The organism is Kosakonia sp., assembly GCF_032104925.1.
Taxonomy (GTDB): Bacteria; Pseudomonadota; Gammaproteobacteria; order Enterobacterales; family Enterobacteriaceae; genus Kosakonia.
In genome coordinates this window covers 345738-358686 of the sequence record NZ_DAMCGF010000001.1, presented here as the reverse complement: position 1 = coordinate 358686, position 12949 = coordinate 345738, and the positions used below count along the sequence as shown (strand labels likewise).

The window sequence follows — 12949 nt, the reverse complement described above, 5'->3', positions numbered from 1 at the left end:
TCGTGTTCCCTCAATTGGGTATCCAGCGTCCGGCGACGTTATATTTTGCCATCAGCCATAACGCGCCCAGCGCCAGCGCATGGATCAGCGTGTTGGTCAGCCATGCCTGGCGCCATAAATCGAAGGTGACAAACTGGCTGACCACCAGCACTACGTACACATGCAAAATGAAGGTGTAGAGCGAGTGCTGCCCCAGCGGGATAAAAAACCAGCCCGTGGCACGGTAAATCGGCGTCCAGCAACGGGTCAGCACCAGATAAACGGTCACCATCAGGGCGATGTCATTGACCACCCGCACCGGGCCAAGCCCGTTTTTTGCCGCCCAGGTGTGGTAAAAGGCATTAAAATCGGCGGGCGGGATCACCTGCAACAACAACGCCGGTGGGATAAAGGGATTGGTATGGTTTTGCGCCACAAATCCCAGCACTATCGCCACCACCACCAGAGCTGCGACCATGGCTTTTCCCGCGTGCGTTTGTGCGAGCGAAAGCAGTTCCTCTTTGTACCAGCCGCAACACATGCCGAGCACAAAGATCAGTTGCCAGGCCATCAGCGGAAAGGCGAATTCAAACTCGGAGACCGTGACGCGCATCGGCCACACTTGCCAGCAACAATAAACCGCCAGCGATAGCAGCAATAGCCAGACTACTTTTCCGTTATGCAGTAGTCCCAGAAATAATGGGCTTATTAACAGCAGGCAAATATATAATCCCAGAATCTGGGTTTGATGCGGGCCAATTTGCAAATAGAGGATGATATTAAACCAGGTTTCACGTATTTGCGGGCTGGTCGGAAATAATGACCAATGCGTACCTGAGTAACGATCGGTAAAATGGGTAACTTCAAAGGTATTTATAAAATGCAGATGCGAGAGTAATAGAATAGAAACTATGATGATGATATTAACCTGATATATTTTCCATGCGCGTCGCCATAATCCCCAGGAAATCGTTAATAACACCGCTTTTTGCAGACGCACGCGATTGAGCATACCGAGCATAAATCCGGAAAGAATGACAAAGCCTTCCGCGCCGGTTGTCAGACCAAATCGCTCCCACGTAAAAATATTAAAAACCGACATCACTTCCGTATGCGCCACCACCATCATCACCAGCGCCACACCGCGCATCATATCAATACGTAGATCGCGACGGTCGGCTAATACATAACGCCACGTTGTTTTTTCACGGTTTTTCGCTATAGCGACAGGCGCAGACTGGCTTATTTCCATCTCGTAAACGTTGCCCTGAAAAGAGGTTGCGAAGTTAATATTTACATAGCGTAGTACACTCTGACCGGCAAAATGAATCCGCTTCGCCAGATTATAAAATATATCCTTAAACAGAAACTCCAGTTAATCAGACGTTACTTAAAGGCAATTGTAGTCATTCTTGAAAGTTACCGATGGGGTTCTACAATGACTTTAAAAGCATTTCCCACAGGCTATTAAAAGCAACTCAGATTTATCTTCACGACGCATATTATTCATTTGCGAATGATTAACAGATCAGGATATCTGCGACTATGGGTTTTTATTTTTCCAGATTTGAAGCGCGTCGCCCGCCAGAACCCCTTTGCACTCCCGGATGGGTAAAAAAGGCATGGCAAATATTGGCGGTGGCGGCGTTGATTCTGGGGGCAAATTATATTCGCTGGCGCTGGATGGAATCGCTGAATATGGATGCGCTGTGGTACGCCATTCCCCTTGTGCTGGCAGAGACGTTGGCATGGATTGGTACCGCGTTATTTACCATTAACCTGTGGCAGGAAAAGGATGTACCGGCGCAAAATCCACCGGCAGATATCAACGATTGTCATGGCGCAGAAGAAGCCATTGATTCCAGGCCAATCAAGGTGGATCTGTTTATCGCCACCTATTCCGAAGATGTCGAGCTGGTACGGTTATCGATTCGCGACGCGCTTAACGTCACCTACCCTTGCCCGCTCGATTACCGCATTCATGTGCTGGATGACGGGCGGCGCGCTGAGATGAAAGCCGTCTGCGATGAAGAAGGCGTTAATTACATCACCCGGCAGAACAATATGGGCTACAAAGCCGGAAATCTGCGCAACGGACTGGAGCAAACCGACGGCGACTTTATTGTGATTTGCGATGCCGATACCCGCGTCTTTCCCACCTTGCTCAGCCATACGCTGGGCTATTTTCGCGATCCGGATGTCGCCTGGGTGCAAACCCCCCAATGGTTTTACGATCTGCCGGAAGGAGAACGGCTGCCGCGTTGGCTCGCACGCCGGACTGGCAAAGCCGGGTATGCGCTCGGCTGGACGCTGGAAAAAATTTGTGGCCCGGTCACCCTTGGCCGCGACCCGTTTTTCAACGATCCGCGCATGTTTTATGATGTCATTTTGCGCCGCCGCAACTGGGCAAATGCCGCGTTTTGCTGCGGTGCAGCGTCAATTCATCGCCGCGAAGCGGTGATGCAGGCGGCATTGCGCAGCTACGTGTGGAACGTCGATGCCGAAATCGACCGTCATACCCGTGATATTCGCGATCCGGCCATGCGTGCAGCGCTTCAGGAAGCGATGCGCCCGCATGTGATTTACGACACCGAACTGACGCCGTACAAATTCCACGTCTCGGAAGATATTTATACCTCCATTGTTCTGCATGGCGACGATGCACGCCGCTGGCGTTCGGTGATGCATCCGCGTATCGAATCCAAAATGCTCTCACCGCAGGATATGCTGACCTGGATGATCCAGCGCTTTAAATATGCCGCTGGTTCGCTGGATATTCTGTTTCACGACAACATTTTTTCCCGCCGCCGCTTCAAGTTGTCGCTGCCTCAGACGCTGATGTACGCCACCACGTTCTGGTCTTATCTCGCCTGTATCTGGAATACCGTATTCCTGATTTCGCCCATTATTTATCTGTTTACCGGCATCCCCCCCGTCTCTGCGTGGTCCACGCCGTTTTATCTGCATTTCTTACCGTTTTTTATTGTTTCGGAGCTGGCGTTCATGTTTGGGACATGGGGTATTTCCGCCTGGGATGGACGGGCATCCTATCTCTCTTTTTTCTCGATGAATTTACGCGCCCTCGATACCGTTCTGCGTGGGGAGCAGATCAAATTCCACGTCACGCCCAAAGAGCGCCAGGCCGGGCGGTTTCTCTACCTTGTGAAGCCGCAAATCGCCATTGTGGTGCTGACACTGCTTGGCCTGCTATGGGGCGGGATTCAGGTGGCACGCGGCCAGGTGGATGACCCTTCAGGTTACGTGATCAACATTTTCTGGGGTGCGGTGAATATTGCCGCCATGCTGCCGCTGATCCTCGCGGCGATGTGGACGCCGCCCGATGAGGAGCCAACGCCATGAGAATGCGCGATGCGCTGCTGAACGCCCGCAGTTATATCACCATCCTGCTCGGTTTCCTGTTGGGCTTTGCCATCGTCGTTTGGGTGGAACGCCAGATGCCTACCCGCGTAGAGAGCACGTCCGGCCTGGCGCTGAGCAAAGCGTTTCCGCCGTTGCCCACCACGCGCGACTTAACCTTTAACGAAGCGATCTGGGCGCGGGTCGCCTGGCAATATTATGTCAATAACACCCAGCCAAACGGCCTGGCTAACGCCCGCGACGCCGAACCGTGGTTCAGCTTATGGAGCACCGGCAGCTATCTCTTCGCTGCCATGGCCGCACAGCGCCTGGACATTATCACCACCGGAGAGTTTGACGAGCGCATCACTGCCGCGCTGTTCAGCCTCGGTCAGTTACCCCTTAATGCGCAGGGAATACCCGCCAGTTATTACCACGCCGATACACTGAAAATCCTCGGCAAGGCGGAGAGTTCCGCCATCGGCATGGGACGCTTGCTGACGGCGCTGCAAACCCTGCTTTGGCACTACCCGCAGCACGCGGCGGAAATCCGCGATCTGTTTAATCAGTGGCAGACCGGCGCGCTGATTGAACGCGGCGAAACCACCCTCGCCTCACTGCCGGTACATCACTGGACACTGGCGACAGATGAACCGCGTAACAGCTTTGGTTACCGCCTGTACGCCAGCCACACGCTGCGTCTTATTGACAACGATGCGGGGCTAGCCGTCACCAATCCGCCGGAAGGCCAGGCGATGATTGATATTGACGGCGTTATGGTGCCCGACGAAGGGCTGCGCACGCCGTGGGGACGCCAGCCGTCGCTGGTGAGCCTGCCCTATTTGCTCACCGGACTGGAGACCGGTTTTGACGCGCAAAGCGCGGAGATCGCCTGGCGCATTATGCAAATTCAGCAGCGCCGCCACAGCTTACAGGTTCGTAAACCACCCATCAGCACCGATTATGCCGAGCCCGCGCCCGAATATGTTACCGAGCAGCCAAACCGCCAGCCGGACAATCAGAGCAGCGTCAGCAACGCCCCGCCAGAGCAGCGCGCTATCACCTCCACCCGCTCGGCGTTTGCGTGGTACGCCCTGTTTCGTAACACCTGGAGTGAAGCCCTGCGCGAACAGGTATTGACGTTGCAGGTTCCGGGTAAAGGCTGGCAGCAAGGGCTTAACCTCAACGCCAGTGTGAATAACGTTATTGACGCCGACACCAACGCCATCGTGCTTGAAAGCCTTTCGTTTATCGCGCACGGCCAGATGCTGTGCCTGAGCTGTATGAACACCACCGCCCGTCCAACCCCAGCAGCAGGAGCCACGCCATGAAGTTGATTTGTTTGACGCTTTTCCGCCGGTGGGCTGGCATTGTGGCTCTCGGGCTGGTAATGACCAGCGCCCAGGCCGCGCCGGGGTTGCCCGCGTCCGAGTATCCGGTGCGCAGCGGCACGTTGACGGCACAGGAGATGAAGATTGCGAAAAACGCCTGGCAATACTTTGTCGCAAACTATCAGCCCACCACCGGGTTGGTGAACGCGGTTAATAAATACCCCTCCACCACCATGTGGGACAGCGCCTCCTATCTGGCCGCGCTGACGGCGGCGCGTGAACTGGGCATTATTGATAAAGCCGAGTTTGATCGGCGGTTAATCAAATTCCTCGCCACCCTCAATACCATCCAGTTGTTTCGCAATGAGCTGCCCAACAAGGTCTACAACACCATTAACGCACAGAAAGTGGACTACCTGAACAAACCCGGCGAGATTGGCTTCTCCGCGCTGGATATTGGCCGCATGCTGCTGTGGATGAAAATTATCAAAGAACGTTATCCGGAGTATGGCAACAGTATTGATAACGTCGTTCTGCGCTGGGATTTCAGCCATGTGGTCGACGGTTGCGGCACGCTGTATGGCGCGTATCTGGAGAACGGCCAGCCGAAATATGTTCAGGAAGGACGCCTGGGGTATGAAGAGTACGCCTCGGCGGGTTACCAGCTTTGGGGTTTTAATACCTGCCAGGCCAGCCGCCCGCAACCGTACGATCTGGCGGAGATCTACTGCGTGCTGGTGCCGTATGACTCGCGCGACTCGCGCCGAACCTTTCAGCATAACTACGTGGTGACAGAATCTTATCTGCTGTATGGCCTGGAGATGGGCTTTGATACCGCCGACGATCGCAGTAACACCAAAAACCACTATTCACATCCGTGGATGAAAAACTTCGCTGATCGCGTGTATCAAGCGCAGGAGAACCGCTACACCATTACCGGCATGCTGACAGCCCGCTCCGAGCATCAACTGGATAAAGCGCCTTACTTTGTTTACGACACGGTGTTCAGTGACGGCTTCAACTGGAACACCATCACCGACAAAGGCCAGTACGTGCCGGAAACCGCCGCCGTATCGCTAAAAGCCGCGCTGGGCATGTGGGTGCTGTGGAATTCGCCCTACACCGATCGGTTATTAAGCGTTATCGAAAACGCCAACGAAGAGGGCAAAGGCTACTACGAAGGGCTGTATGAGAACGGCAGCGGGCCGATTAAAGAGTTCACCGCCAACAACAACGGCATCATGCTTGAAGCCCTGATGTTTAAAAAGAGCGGCAAGCTGCTGCGCTTTAATACCGACAATCCGAAAGACAAGAATTTCGCCCCCTCGCTGTGGGAGAAAAAACTGGTCGATCTGTTTGAAGAAAACAATACCCGGCGCAACCGCCCGTTCCTGAACCCGACGTCCGCCGTGAAAAGCTGGTGTGAGCGGACCGGCACGGCCCTGCGCACAAAATCCAGTTGTCAGGCATGCCAGTGCGCGTCCTGTAATGCGGACGAGCCGGTGAAATTACCCCCGGTGGCGGCGTCATGCTTAAAACAGTAAGCCGCAAAGCCCTGGCCGCGCTGCTCGGTTTCTTGCTGGTTGCGCTGGCGCTGCTCGCCCTTGTTAAAGATGGCGGCGCAGGCTGGCGCTGGCTGAGCAAAGGCGGCTGGAACACCAGCGCGCGAATCAGTGCCCTGACCCCGGAGGAGCGCCAGTGGGCGCAAACAGCGTGGCGCTACTTCGTTAACAATACCCAGCCGCAAACCGGGCTGGTCAACGGCAGCGATAAACAGCCCCGCGCCACGCTCTGGCAGATGGGCGACACGCTAATTGCCCTGCTGGCCGCCAGGGAACTGGGGCTTTTGAAAGAGGAGGAGTTCGATCATCGGCTGACGCAACTGCTCGGCACGCTGAACCGCCTCGCGCTGACCGATACCCGCACACCGGGCCGCCTCTACGCCACGCCAAACGCCTCGCTGGTGGATTTTAGCGGTCAGACGCAGCGAAACGGCTGGTCGGCGCGGGATATGGCGCGCCTGATGCTGGCCTTACGTCTCGTCAGCGAATGGGCGCCGCAATACCAGGAGTATCTGGATAAAATCGTTCTGCGCTGGAACTTCTGCCAGGTTATCGATCCCCACGGCGAACTCTGGTCCTCCTCCATTGAGAATGGCAAACCGGTGATCCGCGAGGAGCTGCGGCTCGGCGAAAGCGAATACGCGGCCACCGCCTTTCGTTTATGGGGTTTTGCGCCAGACCAGGCTTTCGCGCCGCCCGCACGCAACGTGATCATCCACCAGCGGGCGCTGGAAGTGGATGCCCGCGACCCGCGCACCACCTGGCAACCCTCGCTCATCTCCACACTGCCTTACATGCTGCCAGGGCTGGAGTTCGGCTGGCAACCGCCGGGCGTAGAGCGCGCCACCCGCAAGGCGTTACGTGAGCGGGCCAAACAGGTGTGGCTCACCCAACAAACGCGGTGGGAAAAAGAGAAAGTGCTTACCGCCAGGGCCGACTTCGCGCTCGGCCAGGCTCCGTGGCATGTTGACGACACGGTGTGGGGCAATGGTTACGCCTGGAACACACTGGGTGCCGACGGGAAATACTATCCGCGTCTGGCGCAGGTTTCCACCAAAGCGGTTTTCGCCCTTTGGGTGCTGTGGGACACCCCCTTTACCGATGCGCTAATGAATGTCAGCCGGCGGATGAACGATGCACAGCGCGGATGGTTTGAAGGCCGGGTAGAAGCCACCGGCGACTTTAACCGCACGATCACCCTGTCAACTAACGCCATGGTGCTGGAAAGCTTGTTTTATAAGGCACACGGCGGCCCACTATTCCGCAATGGATTAATCGATAACGGCAGCTATTTCAACCTGCAGGCGACTGATGTTTTCAGCGCGCCGGGACTCTGCTTACCCGGCGAGCGCCGGGTGGAGATGAAAAAATGAAATTTTACCGCGATCTTTTTGAAGCCAGTCTGGGCCGCGTGTTCCCGCAGGATGACAAAAAGCCCTTTTTCAATGCTTTTTATGACGCCTTTGTGCGCATGTCGCCGGAAACCGAACGCCACTTTTTGCTCGGTAACGCCGAGCAAGGCCGTCAGCTTATATTTAAGAGCTTTTTTGCCATGCTGGCGGTGGATGGCTCCCTCTTCGTGCCCGATTTTCTGGAAAAACTTGCCCGCGACCAGAGCGACAGCGGCTTGCACTTGCCGCCCCGCTTTTTCGCCCTCTGGCGGCAAGCCATGCTAGATACCGTGCGCCAGCGCGATCCCCTGTGCGATGAAGAGATCCTTACCGCCTGGGCTATGGCGATAGCGCCTGGACTGGAATATCTTCGCCGTCAGGCGGAGCTGCACTACCAGGCGGGAGCGCAATCATGACCGCCGCCTCGCGCTTCGACCTCAACGCGCTACCGATTGCGGTGATGTGGTATGACGCGCAAGAACGACTGGTGGCGTGGAATGACAAAATCGGCCAGTTTTACCCGTCGCTGGCCCCCCGCCTGCAACCCGGCGTCACGCTGGAAGCGTTAGCCAGCCAGTTTATCGATACCGCCTTCAATACCGATCCTGCCCGGCGACAGGCGCTAAAAGAGTCGGTAATCCGCAACTGTCGGCTGGAAAGTCACTACGAGGTACGTCATCAAGGAGAACGACGCCTGTTTGTTCAACATCAGCGTTTACCCGATGGCGGCATCATCAGCCTGCATACGGACATTTCACACCTCGATATGGCGCAGCGCGCACGCCAGGATCTGCACGCTGACTTTTTGCTGGCCGCGGAGTCGATTCATATCGGGATCTGGGACTGGCAAGTCTCGCCGGATATCCTCCAGCTCAGCGATACGCTGTTAAGCCTGGTGGGGCAACCGCGCGACAGTTGGCACCATAATGTCAACGTCATGCTTGGGCTGGTGCATCCGGCGGATCGCTTTCACCTGATCCGCACCGTGCTGCGCTCCCGCGCGCACCATTTTCCGGTGTTTGAATGCGAAATCCGTGTCCGTTATAAGCAGGATCAGTGGCGCTGGATGCTGCTCTCCGGCCAGGTTACCACCCTGAATTTGAGCGGCGCAATGGAGCGCGTGATTGGCACATTGCAGGATATCAACCGCCGCAAAGAAGCAGAGCTGCTCGCCATTGAAGCGGCCCATGTCGCCAGACAAGCGAACGAAGCCAAAAGCGCGTTTCTCGCCAATATGAGCCATGAAATCCGCACGCCAATGAACGGTATTCTCGGCATGACGCAACTGTGCCTTGAAACCCCGCTGAGCGCCGAACAGCGCGAATACCTGACGCTGGTGATGAGCTCGGCGCAATCTTTATTGCATATTATCAATGACATTCTCGACTTCTCGAAAATCGAAGCCGGGAAGATCCTGATTAATGACGAGGCGCTGGAGATACGCCCGTTTATCCAGTCGCTGATCCGCCCGCATATGCCTGCCGCCAGCGAAAAAGGGGTGGAACTGCTGGTCGATATTGACCCGCGTTTGCCGGAGGTGGTGCGAGGCGATAGCGTGCGGCTGCGCCAGATCCTGACCAATCTCATCAGCAACGCGCTGAAATTTACCTACCACGGCGAGGTATTGCTCGGAATTGAACCCGCCGGCAACGGCTCCCAGTGGCGGTTTCGGGTGCGCGATAGCGGCATTGGTATTCCCCCGGATAAACAGCAACTGATTTTCGAAGCGTTCAGCCAGGCGGACAGCTCCACCACACGCCGCTATGGCGGCACCGGGCTGGGGCTGACCATCTCCGCGCGGCTGGTGGCGATGATGGGGGGAAATTTAACGGTGACCAGTACGCCGGGCGTTGGGAGTGAGTTCGCCTTCACCCTGCCGCTGGCAAACTTGCCCGTGAGCGAAATGACAACGACAGAAGCGCACCAGTTTCACGGTGAACGGGTGCTGGTCGTCGATGATAACGCCACCAACTTACGCTTGCTGGAGGCCAAACTGACCGCCATGGGGCTGACGCCGGTCTGTATCAACAAACCGCTGGAAGCGCTGGCGCTGGCGGCGCAAATGCCGCCGTTTCCGCTGATCCTGCTGGATGCGCAAATGCCGGATATGGACGGCATCTCACTGGCGCTGGAACTTTCGGTGCTACCGGAAGCCAGCCAGAGCCGCATTATTATGCTCAGTTCCATGAACCGTCATTTCGACAGAAATATGCTCAAGCGCATTGGCATTGCGCACTATCTGCATAAACCGGTCGATCACAGCGAGTTGCAACAGGCCATCGCCTCCCTGTTGTTGCCGGTCAGCGTACCCACGCCCGCGCCCACGGTCAGCCCGGCTGCAGAACCCGCCGCTGCGCCGCCAACACGGCAGCAGAGCCTGCATGTTCTGCTGGCAGAAGATAACCTCGTCAACCAAAAGCTGGCCTACCGGCTGCTTGAGCAGCTTGGGCATCGCTGCGAAATCGTCGCCGATGGCCAGGCCGCGCTTGAGCACTGGCAGGCCAGCCGTTGGGATGTGATTCTGATGGATCTGCAAATGCCGGGCATGGACGGTGAAACGGCTATTCGTCTGCTGCGAGAAGAAGAAGCCCGGCGCGGTGTGCCGCCACAGCGGGTGATCGCCATGACCGCCCATGCCATGCAGGGCGACAAAGCACGCTGCTTCGAACTGGGTTTTGATGGCTATATCGCCAAACCCGTCACGCGTGAAGCATTGAATGCGGAACTGACCCGCGTAGTGGGAACCCCCTCGCCCCACGCCGCAGCGCAAATGGCAGCGGGAATGCCCAACGAAAGCGCCCTGCTTGAACAACTGGGCGGCGACAGGGCGCTACTGAACGAACTTATGACCATTTTCAGGGAAGGCCTGATGGAGCTCAGCGACGCCATTGAACAGGCGGTACGCTCCGGCGATCGCGAAACCGTGCGCCGCAGCGCTCATAAGTTGCGCGGAGAAGCCATCGCGCTTGATTTCCGGAGCCTGAGCCAGGTTCTCCAACAACTGGAAAGCCAGTCGCAAAGCCTGAGCGACGCGGAACTGGCGCGCCTGCTTGCGCCACTGCAACATGAGCGCCAGCACGCGCTCAACTGGTTACAAACGCGGGAGGCCTCATCATGAAACGTTACACCGTCACGTGCTTATTGTTTTTGTCAGCCTTCACCCAGGCGCATCCGACGCCGGTGAGCTGGTCGCTGGCGGGGCAATGGCGTGTGCATGATGCCAATCAGGCTGAATTTGACGGCATTCGCGCACCTGTCGGCGACTGGCGAAAATTAACGGTTCCGGCCAACTGGTATTCAGCCGGGTACGATCACCAGGGGGCAATGTGGTATCGACACGACTTCACCCTGCCCGCTCTTGCCCCGGATACGCTGGCAACACTGGTGTTTGACGGAGTGGATTACTATGCCGATGTCTCGCTCAACGGCCAGCACCTGGCGCGCCACGAAGGGTACTTCCAGCGTTTTGCCGTCGATATTACCGACACAGTACGTCGCCATAATCGCCTGGCGGTGCGCGTCGACAGCCCATATGAAGATCCGAAAACGCTCTGGCCGCTGCACAAAAAGCTGATCAAAGGCGTGCTAAATCAGCACGACACCCGCCCCGGTGGCGCCTGGTCACCGCACGGTCAGGATGCCAACTCTGGCGGCATCTGGTCGCCGGTGCGTCTGCACCTGAGCCGGAGCGCCGTGATCGACGAGATTATTCTGCGCCCGGACTGGCAAAACGGCCTGGCGAACCCTGCCTTACGCGCAGAGATCCGCTACCGGTCGCGCAACCGCGGGCCCGCAACGCTGAAGCTGCTTGCCGAACCCGCGAATTTTAACGGTCGTGCATTCCGCCTTGAACAGGCTGTGACCCTGAATGCTACCGGCGGGGAAACCGCAACGATGACGGTGACGCTGCCCATGGCAGGCGCAAAGCTCTGGTGGCCCGCCAGTCTGGGTAAACCGAATCTCTACCAGGTGCGTGTCACCCTCGCGGACGATCGCGGCGTAATGGATAGCGCCAAGAGCCGAACCGGGCTGCGTAAGGTAGAAGAACAAGCGGATAACCGTGGCTGGCTTATTAATGAAAAACGGCTGTTTATCAAAGGAACCAACTACATCGGTTCGCCGTGGTTGAGCACCATGGACGCGGAGAAATATCGGCGTGACCTGCGCATGGTGCTGGCAATGAACGCCAACGCCATTCGCGTGCATGGTCATGTAGCCAACCGCCCGCTTTACCAGGTTGCCGACGAACTGGGGCTGATGCTCTGGCAGGATGTGCCGCTGCAATGGGGATATGACGACAGCGCGGCCTTTGCCGATAACGCCGCGCGACAAACCCGCAAGATGGTCGAGCAGTTTGGCAATTCGCCGTCCATTATCGTCTGGGGCGGGCATAACGAACCGCCGTGGAACTCCCCCTGGATGGAAAAACGCTTTCCCGACTGGCATAAAGAGCTGAACCAAACGCTGACCGCGCGCGTGGCAGACACGCTGGCCGAAGATAATTCGCGGATCGTACATCGTTTTTCCGCCGTCGAAGAGCACTACTGGCAAGGCTGGTATTTCGGCGTGATGCGCGATCTGCTCGCCCCGGCGAAAACCGGCATTATCACCGAGTTTGGCGCGCAGGCGCTGCCGCGCCTTGCCACACTGAAAACCATTATTCCCGCTTCTCTACTGTGGCCTGCAACCACGGCGGCGGACGATCCTGGCTGGGTGAAGTGGAAATACCATAACTTCCAGCCGTTTCAGACCTTTAAATTTGCCAATATCCCGCGCGGCGAGGATTTGCAAACGTTTATTGAAAATACCCAGCAATACCAGGCGCAGCTTGTCGCGATGGCGGCGGAAAGCTATCGTCGTCAACGCTATCAGCCTGTGACTGCACTGTTCCAGTTCATGTTTGTCGAAACCTGGCCGTCGATAAACTGGGGCGTGGTGGATTATTTACGCCATCCGAAAGCCGGGTATTACGCACTGCAAAAAGCCTATCAGCCGTTGTTACCCTCCATTGAACCGGTCAGCGCGCAGTGGCAGCGCGGAAAACCCGCCACGCTACGTCTGTGGGCGGTAAATGATACCTATACCCCCTGCGAAGATTGCACGCTGAAATGGCAAGTGACACAGCGCGACCGCCCGCTTTTGACCGGGCAAAAACAGCAGACGCTGGCGGTGGATAGCGGCGTGAAAATCGCCGATCTGACGGTGAGGCCTGACAGTACCGGCGTGCTGACGGTGACTTATCACATCTTCGATGCAACAGGAAAAAAAGTGGCGGAAAACGCCTGGCAAACGGAGGTCGGTGAGGCCACAAACTGACCTATATAACGCG

The 12949-nt window shown here is 56.9% G+C and carries 8 protein-coding genes; 7 read left to right on the top strand and 1 reads right to left on the bottom strand.

The features are described from left to right. Window positions 1-10: 10 nt before the first annotated feature. Window positions 11-1231, bottom strand: a complete 1221-nt coding sequence (gene opgC / locus RT644_RS01710) for an OpgC domain-containing protein (RefSeq protein WP_016496108.1) — start codon at window positions 1229-1231, stop codon at window positions 11-13. 293 nt (window positions 1232-1524) lie between these two features. Here opgC and RT644_RS01705 point away from each other — a divergent pair, with 293 nt between their 5' ends. From RT644_RS01705 to RT644_RS01675, 7 genes are read left to right on the top strand one after another with little or no spacing between them, the layout of a single operon-like run. Continuing rightward, the gene (locus RT644_RS01705) at window positions 1525-3339 is read left to right on the top strand and encodes a glycosyltransferase (RefSeq protein WP_313625262.1); all 1815 of its coding nucleotides are present in this window, start codon (window positions 1525-1527) and stop codon (window positions 3337-3339) included. Beyond that, window positions 3336-4667, top strand: a complete 1332-nt coding sequence (locus tag RT644_RS01700; RefSeq protein ID WP_313625260.1) for a DUF3131 domain-containing protein — start codon at window positions 3336-3338, stop codon at window positions 4665-4667. The genes RT644_RS01705 and RT644_RS01700 overlap by 4 nt, the downstream gene beginning before the upstream one ends. Further along, the gene (locus RT644_RS01695; protein ID WP_313625258.1) at window positions 4664-6211 is read left to right on the top strand and encodes a DUF3131 domain-containing protein; all 1548 of its coding nucleotides are present in this window, start codon (window positions 4664-4666) and stop codon (window positions 6209-6211) included. The genes RT644_RS01700 and RT644_RS01695 overlap by 4 nt, the downstream gene beginning before the upstream one ends. Next, window positions 6196-7602: a DUF3131 domain-containing protein gene (locus RT644_RS01690; RefSeq protein ID WP_313625256.1), complete on the top strand. Its 1407-nt coding sequence runs from the start codon at window positions 6196-6198 to the stop codon at window positions 7600-7602. The genes RT644_RS01695 and RT644_RS01690 overlap by 16 nt, the downstream gene beginning before the upstream one ends. Beyond that, window positions 7599-8036, top strand: coding sequence for a globin (locus tag RT644_RS01685; protein WP_016496113.1), 438 nt, complete (start codon window positions 7599-7601; stop codon window positions 8034-8036). The genes RT644_RS01690 and RT644_RS01685 overlap by 4 nt, the downstream gene beginning before the upstream one ends. Further along, complete coding sequence (locus RT644_RS01680; RefSeq protein ID WP_313625254.1) at window positions 8033-10738, top strand: response regulator; 2706 nt, start codon at window positions 8033-8035, stop codon at window positions 10736-10738. The genes RT644_RS01685 and RT644_RS01680 overlap by 4 nt, the downstream gene beginning before the upstream one ends. Further along, window positions 10735-12936 carry a glycosyl hydrolase 2 galactose-binding domain-containing protein gene (locus tag RT644_RS01675; protein ID WP_313625252.1) on the top strand — a complete coding sequence of 734 codons (2202 nt, stop codon included), beginning with the start codon at window positions 10735-10737 and terminating at the stop codon, window positions 12934-12936. Before RT644_RS01680 ends, RT644_RS01675 begins: the two co-directional genes overlap by 4 nt. The last annotated feature ends 13 nt before the right edge of the window (window positions 12937-12949 follow it).